15 protein-coding genes and 1 pseudogene are annotated in these 17,347 nt (G+C 54.2%); 12 read left to right on the plus strand and 4 right to left on the minus strand.

Annotated features, from left to right (window positions below):
* Positions 1 to 1,242, minus strand: coding sequence for an exodeoxyribonuclease VII large subunit (gene xseA / locus HMPREF3174_RS08220; RefSeq protein ID WP_070448363.1), 1,242 nt, complete (start codon positions 1,240 to 1,242; stop codon positions 1 to 3).
* A gap of 215 nt (positions 1,243 to 1,457) precedes the next feature.
* Here xseA and HMPREF3174_RS08225 point away from each other — a divergent pair, with 215 nt between their 5' ends.
* Entirely contained in the window at positions 1,458 to 2,519 is a 1,062-nt protein-coding gene (locus tag HMPREF3174_RS08225) for a 4-hydroxy-3-methylbut-2-enyl diphosphate reductase (RefSeq protein WP_236698692.1), read from the plus strand.
* A gap of 23 nt (positions 2,520 to 2,542) precedes the next feature.
* Here the strand turns inward: HMPREF3174_RS08225 and HMPREF3174_RS08230 are convergent, their stop codons facing one another.
* A complete protein-coding gene (locus tag HMPREF3174_RS08230; protein WP_070445662.1) occupies positions 2,543 to 3,754 on the minus strand; it encodes a DNA recombination protein RmuC in 1,212 nt (403 codons plus the stop codon).
* Positions 3,755 to 3,915: 161 nt separating this feature from the next.
* Here HMPREF3174_RS08230 and ychF point away from each other — a divergent pair, with 161 nt between their 5' ends.
* From ychF to HMPREF3174_RS09105, 3 genes are all read left to right on the plus strand, one after another.
* Positions 3,916 to 5,013, plus strand: coding sequence for a redox-regulated ATPase YchF (gene ychF / locus HMPREF3174_RS08235; protein WP_062614022.1), 1,098 nt, complete (start codon positions 3,916 to 3,918; stop codon positions 5,011 to 5,013).
* 98 nt (positions 5,014 to 5,111) lie between these two features.
* Positions 5,112 to 6,290: a DNA methyltransferase gene (locus HMPREF3174_RS09100; protein ID WP_148132208.1), complete on the plus strand. Its 1,179-nt coding sequence runs from the start codon at positions 5,112 to 5,114 to the stop codon at positions 6,288 to 6,290.
* Positions 6,291 to 6,294: 4 nt separating this feature from the next.
* Positions 6,295 to 7,335: a hypothetical protein gene (locus tag HMPREF3174_RS09105; protein ID WP_201783172.1), complete on the plus strand. Its 1,041-nt coding sequence runs from the start codon at positions 6,295 to 6,297 to the stop codon at positions 7,333 to 7,335.
* A 274-nt stretch (positions 7,336 to 7,609) separates the two neighbouring features.
* Here the strand turns inward: HMPREF3174_RS09105 and HMPREF3174_RS09680 are convergent, their stop codons facing one another.
* Entirely contained in the window at positions 7,610 to 7,858 is a 249-nt protein-coding gene (locus HMPREF3174_RS09680) for a DNA methyltransferase (protein WP_371440862.1), read from the minus strand.
* Positions 7,837 to 8,153, minus strand: a pseudogene (locus tag HMPREF3174_RS09685) (DNA methyltransferase). The gene HMPREF3174_RS09680 and the pseudogene HMPREF3174_RS09685 overlap by 22 nt, the downstream one beginning before the upstream one ends.
* Before the next feature lie 196 nt (positions 8,154 to 8,349).
* Between HMPREF3174_RS09685 and HMPREF3174_RS08245 the strand changes: the two are divergent.
* The 8 genes from HMPREF3174_RS08245 to HMPREF3174_RS09110 all read left to right on the plus strand — a co-directional run bounded on the left by HMPREF3174_RS08245 (position 8,350) and on the right by HMPREF3174_RS09110 (position 16,756).
* Positions 8,350 to 9,984: an FTR1 family iron permease gene (locus tag HMPREF3174_RS08245; RefSeq protein ID WP_062614283.1), complete on the plus strand. Its 1,635-nt coding sequence runs from the start codon at positions 8,350 to 8,352 to the stop codon at positions 9,982 to 9,984.
* Positions 9,985 to 10,056: 72 nt separating this feature from the next.
* Positions 10,057 to 10,710, plus strand: coding sequence for an iron transporter (locus tag HMPREF3174_RS08250; RefSeq protein ID WP_180947739.1), 654 nt, complete (start codon positions 10,057 to 10,059; stop codon positions 10,708 to 10,710).
* Positions 10,711 to 10,832: 122 nt separating this feature from the next.
* Complete coding sequence (locus HMPREF3174_RS08255; protein WP_070448364.1) at positions 10,833 to 12,095, plus strand: DUF2318 domain-containing protein; 1,263 nt, start codon at positions 10,833 to 10,835, stop codon at positions 12,093 to 12,095.
* 1 nt (position 12,096) lies between these two features.
* Positions 12,097 to 13,371, plus strand: a complete 1,275-nt coding sequence (locus HMPREF3174_RS08260) for an ABC transporter permease (protein WP_016444850.1) — start codon at positions 12,097 to 12,099, stop codon at positions 13,369 to 13,371.
* 2 nt (positions 13,372 to 13,373) lie between these two features.
* On the plus strand, positions 13,374 to 14,504 hold the full coding sequence (locus HMPREF3174_RS08265) for an ABC transporter permease (protein WP_016444851.1): 1,131 nt from the start codon (positions 13,374 to 13,376) through the stop codon (positions 14,502 to 14,504).
* Positions 14,504 to 15,217: an ABC transporter ATP-binding protein gene (locus HMPREF3174_RS08270; RefSeq protein WP_016444852.1), complete on the plus strand. Its 714-nt coding sequence runs from the start codon at positions 14,504 to 14,506 to the stop codon at positions 15,215 to 15,217. Before HMPREF3174_RS08265 ends, HMPREF3174_RS08270 begins: the two co-directional genes overlap by 1 nt.
* 60 nt (positions 15,218 to 15,277) lie before the next feature.
* On the plus strand, positions 15,278 to 15,721 hold the full coding sequence (locus HMPREF3174_RS08275; RefSeq protein WP_062614285.1) for an FMN-binding protein: 444 nt from the start codon (positions 15,278 to 15,280) through the stop codon (positions 15,719 to 15,721).
* A gap of 48 nt (positions 15,722 to 15,769) precedes the next feature.
* Positions 15,770 to 16,756, plus strand: coding sequence for an FAD:protein FMN transferase (locus HMPREF3174_RS09110; RefSeq protein ID WP_083297722.1), 987 nt, complete (start codon positions 15,770 to 15,772; stop codon positions 16,754 to 16,756).
* The last annotated feature ends 591 nt before the right edge of the window (positions 16,757 to 17,347 follow it).

Here is a 17,347-nt window from a genome sequence, read left to right on the forward strand (position 1 = left end):
TCATCCCTTCGTGACGTGGTCGATCGTCATGTCGAGGGTGCCGTCATGGAGCGTTGCGCGAGCCGCGGCACCTACGGCGACGCCGGCCACGCTGCCCACGAGTCCATCCTCGGTTCTAATGACAGCGTAGCCCCTCTTCAGCGTCGACAGTGGGGACAAGGTCCGCAGTCTGCCGAGCTCGGCCTCGAGCGCGGTGACGTGAGAGTCGAGGATCCGGCGGATGTGGACGTGGGACCATTCGCGCAGGTTGGCAAGGTCTTCGGCACGGTTGTCCACCATCGCCTCGGGGTGGGTGAGGGAGGGGCGGGCGCGGAGCGTGGCCAGTTCGCTCAAGGCCAAGTCAAGCAGGTGGTCCACCGCGATCCGGCCCCGGCGGACGGTGGTCGTCAGCCCCTGGCGCTCCTCACCCACATCGGGCACGATATTCTTCGCCGCATCCGTGGGAGTGGAGGCGCGGAAGTCAGCCACGAAGTCGAGCACAGGAGAGTCCGGCTCATGCCCGATTGCGGAGACGATCGGAGTGGTGGCGGAGAAAGCTGCCCGGACCAGCCGCTCGTCGGAAAACGGGAACAGATCCTCCACGGAGCCGCCTCCGCGGGCGAGGACGATGACGTCGACGTCGTCGATCGCGTCCAACTCCTGGAGCGCGGGGATCATCGCATCGACGGCGCCCGCGCCCTGCACTTGCACCTCGCGGATCTCGAAGCGCGCCGCAGCCCAGCGGCGCTGGACGTTCTCGACGACGTCGTGCATCGCCTGCGTGTTACGCCCGCAGATGAGGCCAATCTTGCGCGGAAGGAAGGGCAGGAGCTTCTTCTTCGCCGGGTCGAATAGGCCTTCGGCCGCGAGCTTGACTTTAAGCTGCTCGATGCGGGCCAGGAGGTCGCCGACGCCGACCGTGCGGATCTCGTCCACCTGCAACGACAGGGAACCGTTGCCCGTCCAAAAGTCAGGCTTGGCGGCAATGATGACGCGCGAGCCCTCGCTGATCGTGGGCGGTAAATTGTGCGACCAGATCTTGCACGTGATCGTCATCTTCTCTTCGAGGTCGGCAAGCGTAAAGAACTGGACCCGGGCGTTCGCGCGGCGATTGAGCTGGATGACTTCACCCTCCACCCATAGACGCGACATCTTCGCCACGTACTCACCAATCTTCGCTGACAGCAGGCGCAACGGCCATGGGTGCTCGGGGCTGGTGAGATGGGCCAGCTGGGGCAGGTCGTCCGGGACTTTGATGCTCACGTGAACAGCCTACCGGTTGGGCGAGCGCGATTGCCGGGACTGGGCGCACGGTGAGGGGCGGCGGCCTGGCGGGGGCCGCGCGTCGTGGGGAAAGTGGGCGGCGTCGTCGTGCGCGCGGGCGGGCGGAACGGCGGCAATGCCGATAGGATTGCGGCGTGAATGAGATCAAGGAGCTTCCCGTCACCCTGGCCGGCGCGTCGGCCTTCCCGCAGGACATCCCGTCCGAGCCGAGCCCGGAGGGCAAGCGGATCCTGGTGGCGAGCCCGCGCGGCTATTGCGCCGGCGTGGATCGGGCGGTGGACGCGGTGGAGAAGGCGCTCGAGCTGTACGGGGCGCCGGTGTACGTGCGCAAGGAGATCGTGCACAACAAGTTCGTGGTGGAGACGCTCACGGCGCGCGGCGCGATCTTTGTGGATGAGACCGACGAGGTGCCAGAAGGCGCGCGCGTTGTCTTTTCTGCGCACGGCGTCTCGCCCGAGGTGCACAGGCAGGCCGAGAGCCGCCAGCTGCAGACCATCGACGCCACCTGCCCGCTCGTGACCAAAGTGCACAAGCAGGCTGTCCGTTTTGCCGACGACGACTACGACATCCTCCTCATCGGCCACACCGGGCATGAGGAAGTGGAGGGCACGTACGGCGAGGCGCCCTCCCACATCCAGATCGTCAACGGGATCGAAGACGTGGCGGGGGTGGAGGTGCGCGACCCGGACCGGGTGGCGTGGATCTCGCAGACCACGCTATCGGTGGACGAGACGATGGAGATCGTGCGCGCCCTGCGCGAGCGTTTCCCCAACCTCATCGACCCGCCGAGTGACAACATTTGCTACGCCACGCAGAACCGCCAGGTGGCGGTGAAGAAGATGGCGCCCGAATCTGACGTGGTCATCACCGTGGGCTCGGCGAACTCCTCGAACTCGGTGCGCCTCATGGAGGTGGCGCTCGAGGCCGGGGCCGGCGCTTCTTACCGGGTGGACAAGGCCGACGAGCTCCAGCCCGAGTGGTTCGAGGGCGCGATGACCGTGGGCGTCACCTCGGGTGCGTCCGTGCCGGAGATCCTGGTGCGCGACGTGGTCGAGGCGCTCAAGGCGCGCGGGTACACCGAGGTCATCCCCGTTACCACCGTGCAGGAGGACGTGCAGTTCTCCCTGCCGAAGAACCTGCGCGCCGACCTCAAGGCCGTGGGCGTGGAGCCCGACCGACCGCACCGGGCCCGCAGCGCCGGGGAACGCGGCCGCGTGTCGAACGCGCGGGGGACTGGCAACATCGCCGGCGCCTAGTTCATCTCACGCTCACTCTGGTATCACCCCTCCCTGTGCGACAGCTCGGGGGAGCGGAACTCCACCACCTGAGCGCTCGCATCTCGCACGGGCGGCGGCCCGTCCAGGGCGTGTGGCGCGCTCGGCTGGAGAGAGGACAGCGAGCGCGCCGAGACCAGAAGCCGCGATTCGATGGAACTCACGGCGGCGTTGTAGTGGTTGACCGACTGGCCAATGCTCTTGCCCAGCCGCTCAAGGTGGCTCACCACCACGGAGATACGTTCGACCAACGTGCGCCCGAGTTCCACGATGTCCCGCGCCTCGGCGGATGCCGCCGCCGACGTCCACACCGACGCCACCGTGCGCAGGATCGCCAGCAGTGAGGAGGGCGATGCGAGTACCACGCCCCTGCCCAGGGCGTACTCGAGCAGGGTGGGGTCGGCCTGAGTTGCCTCCGCGAGCAATGCCTCCGAGGGCAGGAACAAGATGGTGACCTGTGGGGACTCCGGGAAGTCACCCGGGTAGTTGCGCTTGATGAGCTCACCAACGTGGGCGCGCAGAGCTTTAGCGTGCTTCTGCAGCAACTCCGCCCGTTCCGGGGCGGCGGCCGGATCGTCGGCCGGGATCTCCATCGCGAGCAGGTAGGAATCCATGGGTGCCTTCGAATCGATGGCCAGGTGCCCATCGCCAGGCAGGTGGATGATCGCGTCCGGCCTGAGCGTGGAGTCCTTGCCCTTCCCGCCCGCGAAGCGCTTGGAGGCAACCTGGATGTCCACGTCCACGTGCTCGAGCATCCCGGCAGCCTCCACGATCCGCCGTAACTGGACCTCGCCCCACTGACCGCGGGCCGTGGTGGAGCGCAACGCCGCGTTGAGGGAGGCCGTGGCCGAGGACAGCTCGGCGCCGATCTGCGCCTCGCGGCGCATGTGCGTAACCATCTCCGAATGCTGGGTGACCGCCGTCGTCTCCAAGCTACGTACGTGCGCACTCACCCTGTCGAGTTGCTGAGTGATGGGGGAGAGCGCTTGGAGGATATTGGCGTCGTCGCGTGAGCGCTGGATGAGGCCCTCATTCTCCTCCAGGAGCCGCTCTGCGCGGGCGTCGGCCTGCGCCACCCGCGCCCGCAACGCCGCCACTTCTTCGGCGCACTCCGCTGTGGCATTGCCCGCCCGCGCGGATGCCGCCAGCCACCCGAGCGCCGCGCCCAGCGCCGCGGCGAGTGCCACGAATACAACAAATAGAGGTGTCGAGATCATGCCTCCACACTATCGCCGCCCTCCGACAAGTTTTTCTGCCGGGCGTCGTCTTTCTGCCGGGCGTCGTCGCGACGGGAGCTCGTGCCGCGACCGGCCGCCCGTCGTCGTCGGAGAAAGCCTGCCACTTTGGGAAAGAAACGCGCGGCAACTAGACTGGGGCCGTGAGCTTAACAATTGGTATTGCTGGACTGCCCAACGTCGGTAAGTCGACCCTCTTTAACGCCCTGACGCGCGCCAACGTGCTGGCCGCGAACTACCCGTTCGCCACGATTGAGCCGAACGTGGGCGTGGTGCCGCTGCCGGACCCGCGCCTGGAGAAGCTGGCCGAGATCTTCGGCTCGCAGAAGGTCCTGCCGGCTACGGTGTCGTTTGTGGATATCGCGGGGATCGTGCGCGGTGCGTCCGAGGGGGAGGGCCTTGGCAACCAGTTCCTCGCCAACATCCGCGAGGCCGACGCGATCTGCCAGGTCACGCGCGCGTTCGCGGACCCGGACGTCACGCACGTGGACGGCAAGGTGGACCCGAAGTCCGATATCGACACGATCACCACCGAGCTCGTCCTCGCCGACATCCAGACCCTCGAAAAGCAACTCCCGCGCCTACAGAAGGAACTGACCGGCAAGAAAATCGGCCCCGAGCACGTGCAAACCGCCAAGGACGCGCTCGAGATCCTCTACGACGGCAAAACCCTGTCCTCCGCAGGCATCCACCTCGACCAGGACATCCTCAAGTCCTTCCAGCTCATGACCACCAAGCCCTTCATCTACGTCTTCAACACCGACGACGACGGGCTGGCCAACGCCGCTATGCAGGAAGAGCTACGTCAGCTGGTGGCGCCCGCCGAGGCGATCTTCCTCGACGCCAAGTTCGAAGCCGAGCTCATCGAGCTCGAACCGGACGAGGCCCGGGAGTTGCTCGAATCCACCGGCCAGGATGAGTCCGGCCTGGACAAGCTGGCCCGGGTCGGCTTCGACACCCTTGGCCTGCAAACCTACCTCACCGCCGGCCCGAAAGAAGCCCGTGCCTGGACCATCCACAAGGGCTGGACTGCACCGCAGGCCGCCGGCGTCATCCACACCGACTTCGAGCGCGGCTTCATCAAGGCGCAGGTGGTCTCCTACGACGAGCTGGTGGAGTTCGGCTCCATGGCCGAGGCCAGGGCGCATGGGCGCGTGCGCATGGAGGGCAAGGACTACGTGATGGCCGACGGCGACGTCGTGGAGTTCAAGTCAGGACTAACGTCTGGGGGTAAGAAGTGACTTCCCAGCCGTTACTGTTCGACGTTGCAGGCAGCGGTGTCGCCCCGCACAAGCTGCCGACCAACCTCACCACTCGAAATCACGCTGTGCACCGGTGGATGAACTTCACCGCGGGGTACTCCCCGGAGTTTGTGCTTCAGTGCCTGGAGCGGGACGGAGTTTCCGGTGGTTCTGTGTTGGATCCGTTCTCGGGTATGGGGACGACGCTAGTAGCGGCGAACTCGGCAGGGCTAAACGCCGTCGGGTATGACCCCAATCCGCACGCGGCGATGATGTGTCGAGCCAAAACACAGTCGCGATCTCTACGTACCGTCGATCGGATTGAGGAGGTTCTGCGGTCCCTTGAGCCTGTGACTTCGGTCGACGCGCAGTGGAATGAGAGTCAGCTGAAGTTCCTTAGGAAACTGATCGAGCCGGATCAGCTAGGCTACTTGGCCTCAGCTCGCACCTTGGAAGCGGAGCTGGAACCCGACGATCGCCCCCTGTATCGGTTGGTGGTTACTCGGTTACTTGAGAGTGCTAGCGGATCCGCAACGGACGGAATCTACAAGGCTCCAACGTCCAAGAAGCGCGCACGGCCGGTGAAAGAATCCTACCCTCGGGTGCTCCGTGAGCTGCGCGAGGACATTGGAACAATTGACGACGACTGGGGAATCTCAGAAGTGTACGAGTCCTCATCTGAGGTAATGGCAGACATTCCCGCCGATGAGATTTGTCAGGTAATTACGAGTCCACCATATCTAAACAACTTCGACTTCGCGGAAATGACGCGAATGGAAATCTATTTCTGGGGCTACGCCACATCCTGGGGAGATATCACCGCGAAGGTACGAAGCAAGCTTGTCGTGAATACGACAACTGCGCCTACGGAACTTAAGAAAACGCAAGATGTTTGGCGTAATCAGCTGTCGGCCGAAATTGCGGGCGAGTGTTCGAACTACGTCGACGCTTTGGCTGAGGCGAGGGCGGAGAAGGCGAGGAGTAAGGACTACGACCGTCTCGTCTATCCCTACTTCGCTCAGATGCAAAACGTAATAAGGGAGAGTTGCCGAGTCCTCAAACCTGGCGGTGCGATGGACTTGGTTGTTTCAGATGCAGCTCTATACGGCGTGCACATCCACACCGAAGATGTTCTTCGCAGAATCATGCTGGAATCAGGATTCACGGCGGTAGATGTTGTCCGACTTCGCACCAGGGGTGATCGATGGGTTCTTTCAAAAAGAACCGGCTCGAAAGATCCACTCGGTGAATTTCATTTGACCGCCAGGAAGGGCTGACAGCGTGCCAACTGCAAAGGCTGCGAGCCTCTACTCAGTCGCCCGCGAGGAAATGAATCGTCTCATCGAGGTGTATCTCGAAATGGCAGAGATAACCTCGGGCTTTGTAGTGCCCGCGATCGAGGTGCTAGCAACCGAGGATCAGCGACGGATAGTACTCGGTGGTCTAGGCAGCCCACTCAGTGCTGATGAGGAACCTGCCCGCGTCTTGGCTGAGTGGAGTCGGATGCAGGCGGTGCCATTCAGTGCGGAAGAGGCCGTAACGCGTGGAGTCTATGTCGCCTTGGAGGAGGCAGTGGAGGGTCTCCTTACTGATCTCAGTTCAAGGTCTAAGGGGTTTACTGAGTTCTCGGCAGAACTGATCGCCGAAAGCCCCTCGTTTCTGCCTGTATTCCAACGGCTTCTAAATGTTTCGAGTAAGTCTAAATTGAAGGAGTTGGTGGGAAGCGTCAGTGACAGATCGATTTCGAAGCCGGCGTCCCAGCGGATCGCTGACCAATTGAAGATCCGAGCGAGCGCCACCCCTCCTACGGTTAAGCAGTTAAAGGCATCGATGGCGCCCACGCTTGAGGGTATTGTCCGAGACCTTGTCGGTCGGGTTCTTCTAGAGAGCGTTGTTGCCAGAGCATTGGACGGTGCTGGAGTTCCATATAAGCGTGAAGATGAGTACGCGGGTATTGAAGGCGTCGTATACAAGTTTAGAGCGGACTTCGTCATTCCGGATGCGGACTCACCACTGGTTTTTATTGAAGTCCGTAAATCGTCGAGCCGGCATGCCTCGCTGTATGCGAAGGACAAGATGTTCTCCGCAATCAACTGGAAGGGCTATAACAAGAAGCTTATGGCTGTGTTGATCACCGAAGGCCCATGGACAGCGCAGACGCTTCAGGTCATGGCCCGGGTCTTTGACTATGTGGTCCCACTTAACAAGTCGACTGAGGTCGCGGATGTGATTGCCAAGTACTTAGCGGGAGATCAGTCGCAACTGAAGACTCTGATCAACTTCTCCATCCTTCCTGCGGGTGGTTCAGACAGTGATGGCTGAGAGGTGGAGTTCAAGTTCAACGTTTAGGACTCAATCCGGTTTTTCGCCTAGGGCGGCTTCGGGTTTCCGAGGCCGCCTTTTGCGTCCTGCGCTCGCTCAAGGTCTGCATCCGGAACGCGAAGACAGTATCGTTGTGAACCGTTAATAAACTCGTCGATCCCACATAATTACGGATCCAAGACGAGGCTAGCGATGAAATGCCGTTAAGGTGCTCTTTCTCCGGCACCGTGAGTAGGTGATTTTTTCCCCCCCCCATACGTAGTCTGAGAGCCTTTTATTTTTTTGGTAGCTCTGAGCTCAACGGGCGCGGTCGAGGCCCAACGTATACACACGGTGCATCTAATAAGTATCCATTTGTTTGGGATACGTTTGTGCGAATATCCTCATGGAAATATATGGGCGCATTTGAGATGGGACGCAGGCTTACAACCACAACCGTGACGCCGGCGTTGAACTTGGCATTATTCCCCCATTTAAATGAGGTATAGGCGTACCCGATCTCTACGTCTTGTTCGTGAAGCAGGGGGGGGACAGAAGACCGACGTGTTCGCCCTGGGTAATGGAGTTGGTAGAAACAAAGGCCAGCTCGGCACGGGTGCCGGAGATGTAGCGGCGCCCTTGATAAACCAGAGAGAAATGTAGTCGAGCTTCTTCGGGTACTTGGAGCTACCGAAAACCACCGGGTAATCCGCCTTCTGCTCTGTGGTCTGCATGCTCGATCCCACATATGGTGGGTTGCCGATCAGGTAGATCTCGTCTTCGCCGTTGTTCGGGCAGGCCTCGTCCCAGTCTAGGCGCGTGGCGTTACCAGCGTGGATCTAACCTGTTTCTTTCAAGGGGATGAGGGGGATGGAGATGCCGAACTGCTTCTTGAACTCGCGGTTCATTTGGAGTATCCCTTGAGAACTTGTTCTCAAAGATCCTATTTTCAACATGCCGGCCTTGCGCAATTAAAGTGGTAGCGCGTATGCTCATACTGGTTATTAGGTTAGGCTAACAAAAGCTGGAGGGCGAATGATGGCGTTTTCGCCTAGCAGTGCATCGGGCGCGCGAATATCGAAGATTTTAGCGATTTTCCTCTTTGTGGGAGTGTTCTTCGCTCTTTCTTCGTCTCTTACGGCGAATGCACAAGAAGAAGAGGATTGGCAGCCGGTAGTAACAAAAATGGAAGAGTACCTGGAGGGTATTCCTGCCGAGTATGCTTCGGGAGATTCTAAGGCAGTTCAACACTCCATCAGAAAAGCTTACTATGATATTTACCAGGTTTCCGGCCTTGAAGATCAAATTCGCCACAGGCTCGGGCGGGATAGGCAAGAAGACTTTGTTGCAGTTTTGCTAAACGTGCGCACGCTTTCCAATGAGGGGGCACCTCAAGACGAGGTCGAACAAGCGGTAAAAACTGCCATTGACCATCTAAATAAAGACGTTGCCGAACTTGCCACCACTAAGACTATTTCAGATCAGTGGACTAGGGTAGCCCAAGCAATCGTGGAAAATATTGACACCTCTGTTAAAGAGTACGGCGCGGGTGATGTGGATAAGGGCTACAAGCACGCTACCGCTGCCTACTTACAACACTATGAAGCCGAGGGGCTAGAGAAGGCAACAATCTCCTACATAGGGCAGGGGCGAGTTTCTGAAGTTGAAAACGGATTCCGAGATCTGCGTCAGGGAATTCGTGGCGGATTGGCACACGATGAAGTTGTCAAGATAGCTGAAAACTTAAAGTCAATGGTGAATGAGGACGCCACTGAGCTGGACAAGCTGGCTGGTTCCAATGAGGGACTTGGGTGGAAGGGATTCTTTGCCTCGTTCCTAATTCTGCTGCGTGAGGGTGCTGAAGCCCTCCTGGTTGTGGCTGCTGTTATTACCTATGCTATGAAGGCAAAGCGTAAGGATCAGGTAGCTGGAATCATAGTCGGCGTGGTCGCAGCCATCGTTTTGTCGGTAATGATCGCTATAGTGCTGGCTCGCCTCACATCAAACGTTTCAGGGTTGGCACAAGAGTTGATCGAGGGCTTTACCGGTATTGCTGCGGTGCTGATGCTCATATACGTTTCCAACTGGATCTTCTCCAAGTCTCATGGGGCCAAATGGAATGAGTACATGCAATCTGTTGCCGGATCTAAGACTCAGTCGGGTGGCGTATTCGGACTAGCCTTGGTTGCGTTCCTGGCGGTGTTGCGTGAGGGCGCGGAAACCATATTGTTCTTCTCTCCTATACTCACCGCGGCGCGTTCCGGTTCGGATTACGCATTCATTTGGCTTGGGGTGGGAGTTGCACTAGTCATTTTGATAATCCTATTCCTACTGGTGTGGGTATTTGGAGTTCGTCTACCAATCAGGAAGTTCTTCCGGTGGACTTCGGTTCTGTTGGGCATGTTGGCAGTTACCATTGCGGGTGGCGCTGCTAAAGAGTTCCAGGATGCAACTTGGCTGCATACAACTGATGTTCCGGGCGTACCGGAAATAGCTGTGCTTGGTCTTTACCCAACGGTTCAGACTTTGGTGGCACAGGCAATTGTGGTTGTAATTCTCATAATTTTGGCTGTTGTGCAATATCGCATCAGCAAAAACACAAAACGGGAGAGCTGTGCTAGCGCAGCAAATAACGAACAAAGATCGGTGAAAGATACAACTTCTGTTTAGTCAGTAACGTTACATCAGTTCTAACATCTCCAATTTTGGCCGGGAAATCCCGAAACACGAAAGGAAAATTAAATGAAGATCAAGAAAGCAATGGTTGCTCTTGGAGCGGCATTCGCGCTTACCTTGAGTCTTGCTGGTTGCTCGAATGATTCTGGTGACAAGCCCAAGGATGAAAAGGGTACTTCTGTGCAGAATACCGCCGACGAAAAGACGAGCTCTGCTGAAAAAGGGCAGGCAGTAGGAATTAACGAAATTCCGGTTGGCGATTCAGGCCCGCAGACCAGTGGTCCGTTAACTGTTGATTTGGTTTACTTCCAGGCAATCGACATGGAGCAAGGCTCGGTGCTAGTACCGCCGGCTTCCGAATCTGACATGCACTTCGAAGTTGACGTTGCTACCAATGAGAAGGCTGCTGAAATCGGTTATGAAGCCGATCAGTTCATGCCTTACTTGGAGATAAACGTGAAAATTTATGATCAGGCCACGGGTGGCTTGGTCAAGGATTTAGGGACGATGATGCCCATGGTGGCTTCTGACGGCCCGCACTACGGAAATAACATCAAGCTGGAACCGGGCGAGTACCGTGTTGAAGTTGAGATTCCTTCACCTGCTGACAAGTTCATGCTGCACACTGGAAAAGATACCTCCGCTGTTGACGGGCGTTTCTGGACCGAGCCACTGAAGTTCACTTTCGAAAACTGGAAGTGGGACGGCCAGCTGCTTTAAGCTAACCGCGTGTGAGAGCTCGGGGCATTGCCGCCGAGCTCTCACACTTATGTACAGTTTCATGATCGGTTATTTGAACTAAATAATTTAGTAGCTATTTTTAACTTTTTGCAGGGATTTACATGTTGGAATTGTTCATTGTTTCAATTCAAACGGCGCTTCCTTTGTGTCTAGCGGTGAGTATTTTGGTAGCCAGCCGAGCTCATGCACCTATGGAGCGACAAACGGTTGCCAAACTAACTTTTGCTTCAACCGCTATTGGCCTTTTGGGCGCGGGTGTTTTCACATGGTTGCGGTTGAACACCCCGCACGTTGATATTCCTGTTTTTACCGCCTGGGCGGGAATCGCGCTGTTTATTACCATGTTCGCGTTTTTGGTAATGCTTTGGTTGTTTGGCGATAGGGATTTGCATGATATAAACCAGGGAATGCGCCACCGGGGGCTGACCATAACCGCGATATTGGCTATATGTACCTCTGCTCTTTACTATGCGGTTCCATATTTTTATTCCACCGATTCGATTGTGCACACGGGTGGATCAGTTTTTGAAACCGCCTCCCTTTTACGTTTGGCCGGGTTTTCTTTAGGAACAATTTTGGCGGTGGTTGCCTGTTGGGGATATGTCCAATGTGCGAAAAAAGTTCCTTGGTGGGTGCGCACCCTAGTCACTTCGGTAGTTTTCATGGCGATGATACTGCCCCGCATGATTTTGCTGTATCAACAGTTCGCTACGAGGCGGATAGTGCCGTCTTTCCCCGGCCTATTTGACATAGTTTTGTGGATTCAACGCAATGAGGCGATGACTCAGCTGATACTAGTGTTTCTAATTGCTTTCCCTGGTTTTATAGCGCTGTGGACGCAGGTTAAAAAACCTCCACATAATCCTGCAGAGCGCCGTTTACAAAAAGCAGACACCATAAGCCGCCGTCAATTTTTTGGTTTATCTTCGGTCCTTGCAATTGCGTTTGCCTGGTCGTTGACGGATGGAAAGAGACGCTCAGAGTATGTTCCTGAACTAACAGATTTGGAAGCCGCGACCTTGGAAGGCGATTTTGTATACGTGGATCGTCTGCTGGTTTCTGATGGTCACCTACATCGTTTTGGGTACAAAACAGGAAACGGAGTGGAAGTTAGATTTTTGGTGGTGCGTAAAAATGAGGTCGCTTTTGGCGTAGGTTTAGATGCCTGTGAAATTTGTGGAGATTCGGGATATTACGAAGATAAGGGAAAAATAATTTGTTCTAAGTGTGACGTGATGATGAACGTGCAAACCATTGGATTCCCCGGCGGTTGCAACCCGATCCCAATCAAATATGAGGTGGAAGATACTCGCTTAAAGTTTTTCGCTGAAGAGTTAGAAAGCCACGAGAAGGTGTTTAGCTGATATGTTTTTCTGGATTATGATAGCCCGCGCATTGCGTAGGCAGGCAGTTAAACGCCTGATGATAGCTGTGACAGTAATGTTGGGTGCTTCCCTTACAACATCGATGCTGGCGGTGATGTTTGATGTTGGAGATAAAGTACAAGAAGAACTCAGCTCTTATGGTTCTAATTTGCAGGTTCTTCCCCAAGGTAGGGCAATGGCCGCGGATTTGTACAATATTGACTCTTCCGAGCAGGGTGGCGGCGCGTTGCGGGAAGATGAATTACCGAATATGAAAACCATATTTTGGACGTACAATATTGAAAACTTCACTCCCTATTTGGAAACAAAGCTTGAAGTAGACGGTAAAGAAGAGCAGGTGCGGGGTACCTGGTTTGATAAAGAACTCGCCATTCCAACCGGAGAAAAGGTTATGACGGGTATGGACGGCATGCGGGAATGGTGGAAATGGGAGGGAACTTGGGGAAAGACGCCTAAAGAGGTAATAGTGGGTTCCCGTATTGCTACAAAGAATGATTGGAAAGTTGACGATACTTTACAAATTCGTGATAAAAACGGTGATGTTGTCGATGTGGTTATTTCCGGAATTTTTACGGGCGGAGATGCAGAAGATTCGCAAATATATGCAGATCTTGATCTGGTTCAACAGCTTACCGGGCGGGATAATGAGGTTGATCGGGTAGAGGTACGCGCAATTACTACGCCGGATAATGATCTGTCTCGTAAAGCTGCTGAAGATCCTACATTGCTCACTTTGGACGAGTGGGAAACATGGTATTGCACGGCCTATGTTTCCTCTATTGCCTATCAGATAGAGGAAGTTATGACCAACGCAGTGGCTAAGCCCGTACGTCAAGTTGCAGATACTGAGGGGGAGATCCTTAATAAAACTGAGCTTATTATGGCTTTTGTTGCCCTATTTGCAGTGATTGGATCGTCTTTAGGGATTGCGAATTTGGTGTTCGCTTCGGTTATGGAGCGTTCACGTGAAATTGGTTTAATGAAGGCTATAGGTGCACGAAACCGAGAAATTATTCGACTCATGTTGGCAGAGGTTCTTATCGTTGGGTTGTTTGGCGGAGTTGTTGGATTTGCTTTAGGTTTCGGATTGGCTCAACTAATCGGACACATTGTTTTTGGATCCGCTATAGCTATGCGGCCAATTGTGGCCCCTCTAATGGCGTTAATTGTGTTTGTAACCGTACTTTTGGGATCTTTGCCTGCCATCCGTTCACTGGTACGTGTGCAGCCGGCCCAAGTGTTGCACGGGAGGTAACCGTGAAGAATAAGCATACTGCGATGTATTTGCGCATGATCTGGAAGGCGTTTTTAAATCGGATTACCCGTGTTTTCATTGCCTCCCTGTCAATAGCGGTGGGGGGTACAACTTTGGCCGCATTGGGTTTGGTGGCCTTCACTGTTCCGGCCCAAATGAGTAAGGAGTTGCGTGCGTTTGGTGCCAATATGGTTATATTGCCTGATTCTTCAGAAAACCTTACGGATGGCACATTGCAGGAAACTGATTCCATAGTTGGCAACAGCGTACTTAAACGCGCCGGATACCAGTATGGAAACCTACTATACAATCAGCAGCCATTGCAGGTAATGGCAACGGATTTGGACGCTGTGCAAGGTGTCCGCCCATATTGGAACTTAGATGGGAAAATGCCTGCTAATGATGATGAATTCTTGGTGGGCGCAGATGTGGCTACGCGTTATCGTTTCTCAATTGGGGATGAGGTTGGTCTGATGCAACCCACGTCTGAAAATGCGGTCTCTAAACAGATGAAGGTTTCTGGAATTATTCACACCGGAGGGCCGGAAGACGAGCAGATAGTAATGAGCACTAAAACACTAAGTGAATTTTTAGGAGATCGTGGTTATGACATCATCGAGTACTCAATAGATGCAGACTCTAAAGTAATTGCGCAATACGCCAAACAAATAAACACTAAAGTAAAAAATGCTGACGCTCAAGTAGTGCGCCGTATTTCAGAGGCGGAAACCGGAATCGCCACTACTTTGCGTACCTTAATTTGGATAGTTTCGGCAATAATATCGCTGCTCACCTTGATAGCGGTTTCCACAACTCTTAATTCGATAATTTCAGAACGCTCCAAGGAAATCGGATTGAAGAAGGCTCTTGGTGCACTGCCTGGTGATGTTATGCGCGAATTCGTAGGAGAATCGCTTATGCTGGGAGTATTCGGGGGGACGTTAGGTGCAGCTACAGGGGTGTGGATCGCAGCGGAAATATCACGCCGTGTGTTTGCCATAAACCTGAATATAAATTGGTGGGTCGTGCCAATAACACTCATATTTTCAATAGTCATAGCGATGCTGGGCTGTTTGATGCCAGCACGCAGAATCACCAAAATAGATCCTTCACAAGTTCTAGGGGGAGAATAATGCCCGCAGATTCTATATATTCAGTACGCTCGGCTAGTCGGCACTACGGCGATCTTGCGGCACTCGACAACGTGAGCTTGGAAATTCCGCGTGGTCAATGGCTTTCCATAGTGGGCCCATCTGGTTCGGGGAAATCGACCCTGATGAATATTTTGGGTTGTTTGGATTCACCCACTTCGGGTGAGGTTCTTTTAGAAGGCGACCGTCTAGATAAAATGGGCGAGGTGGAGCTGGCAGATGTACGCCGTCATAAAATCGGCCTAGTGTTCCAACAGTTCCATCTTGTTAAACACCTAACCGCTGTGGAAAACGTGATGTTGGCGCAGTACTATCATTCGGTTCCTGATGAGCAGGAAGCGCTTGAAGCACTGGAACAGGTGGGGATGAAAGACAGAGCTACGCATCTACCTCATGAACTTTCTGGAGGGGAGCAACAGCGTGTCTGTGTGGCCAGAGCTTTAATAAATCGTCCGGCCGTGATACTCGCTGATGAACCCACCGGAAATTTAGATGAGACTAATGAAAAAATAGTTATAGATTTCTTTCATCGCCTGCATGAAGAGGGAACAACTTTGGTAGTGGTAACGCATGATGCCGAAGTGGCTGCACAAGGGCAGCGGCAAATAATTTTAGAGCACGGGCGAATTGCCCAAGAGGTCACCGATCTGGCCGATTCTCCTATAAAAGAATTACGTTTCGGTGAAACTTATTAACAGGAGCCGAATAATCGCAAAATGCCAAATATTTAAAAGTTAGAAAACTTGGAGGGCCTTATGGGAAGTTCCCGATTGTTAGCTATAGCAGCGATTGTGGGAGTTGCAGTACTTGGCGGGTGCTCGGCCGATGTGCCGGCTGCAAACACTTTGCCAGATGGGGAATATGAAGGAGTTTCACAAAAAGAAGCTGATGGTTCTTACGGCACAGTGAATTTCACAATTAGTGGAGGAAAAGTCACTAAGGCAAACTTTTTAGTAAAGGATGCTGATGGTACGCCCCATGATGAAGATTATGGTTTGGGAACCGATGGCAAAGCACATGATCCGATTTTTTATCAAAGAGCGCAAGACGCGATAAAGCACGAAAAAAGCTATGTGCAAAAGTTCCAGGAGACGTCGGATCAAAATCAGGTTGAGCGCATCGCTGGTGGATCTCTTTCACACAGATTATTCATGCAGGCGGTTGAAGACGCCGTGCTTAACGCTGGCGCCGAAAAGTAAGACTCGGTAATCTGAGTGATCGGGCATGGTTCATATAGCTTTCCCGCTATGGGTACGCTGGTGTGCGCCACTTGGGAACCGGCGGGGAATGTTGAAGAAATTCAGCGTCTTATTCGTCAACGAGTTAGAGAACTAGAAAATAGGCTTAGCATATTTAAGCAAACTTCGCAGGTGGTCGCACTTAGCCGTATTTTAAATGCTGGTTCGGAAGATATTTTGAAAAAATTCAGAAGCTCCCTCTTGCATTCTTCCAACGTTTACAGCCTGGCAGGGAGCGCGGAAGTTGGTTTGGAAAATCATGATGCTGGAGCTGAATTACTTTTCCGATTGGAAGATATATTGCAGGCAAATCGGTTTTCTTCCGATCTGGCACGAGTCATGGAAGCATCCGTAAAATTCGCGAATTTGACTCAAGGCGCATTTTACCCGTTTTTGGGCCGTCAAATGCGTGATTGGAAAAAATTGGTGGCTGAAAGGGCGAATAGAGAATTTGAGCTTAGTGATTCCATAATTGATTTTGGAGGTATCGCCAAGGGGTATGCGGCAGATCAGGTGCGTGATTTGGTAGTTTCTAAGGGAGGGGAAAACGTGGTGGTGTCATTTGGTTCCTCCTCTATTTCGATTGCGGGTGACCCAGTATGCGTTGGCCTGCAAAGCCCTTGGGAGGGATTGGAAGAGTTTGGGCACTTGTTGCTTACTCATCCGGCGCTTTCTGTTAGTGCTGATACAGCTACACGAATAGGTTCGGGTAAGCGCGTTAGCCATGTTTTAGATCCAAGTACTGGAAAGCCGGCATTTACGGACCTTGTTGCCGTTTTAGTTTGTGCGGCTGATGGTATGGAGTGTGAGGCTTGGGCAACCGCTTTCTTAGTGTTGGGTTTGGAAAGAGCTATGGATTTGGATGCGACTCAACAGCACATAGACACGGTTTTTTTCACGGCAGATGGTCGGGTGTTAGCTAGTCCTAATTTGCAGATTACTGCTCATCCGGGAGTGCAGCAGTGGCTGGAAGCACAGCGAGTTAGGACTCAATAAAAAGCTTTTAGTTTCGGGTGTAATGCTGATTTAAAACACTGTTAAATACAGCGGTATTAGATAGGCTGGCATATTCCGAATTTGCACCGCACAAGAAGATTGAAGTCTGAGCTGTCGTCGATCCTGATTCCCTCAACTCCCGCGCTTTGTCGAGCTTGCGAACAATCTGTTCGGGCGCGTGTTTACTGAACTTTTTCACCATTGCTCCATTCTCCCCACCTAGTGGCGGGGCATCAATGGACCACACTCAAGTCACCTGGACCTAAAAACCTAGGACACTCCAGGGTGGGCCAGATTAAAAGCACCCGCAAGCCGATCGTGAAAACCCTTTTGCATAAACTTGACGACCAGGCATCCCTAAAATCATCCTACAATACGAGCAGCGTTGGTGAGCAAAGCGCCAGGTAAGTAACCAGCATGGGATTTTAATCCTCAAATGGTTAAGTGGTCTTTACAGTATCGTGTGTGAAGTGAAAAGCGTAGCTTGCTGGGGGCGAGCTGGTGTGTGATGTGTTTATTTGCAGGGGAAAGCTATTTTTATGATCATTTAGATTCGCACCATGGGCTTGCCCGCTTGTTGTTGACGGTTTC

Source organism: Trueperella sp. HMSC08H06, from assembly GCF_001808465.1.
GTDB classification, from domain to species: domain Bacteria; phylum Actinomycetota; class Actinomycetes; order Actinomycetales; family Actinomycetaceae; genus Trueperella; species Trueperella bernardiae.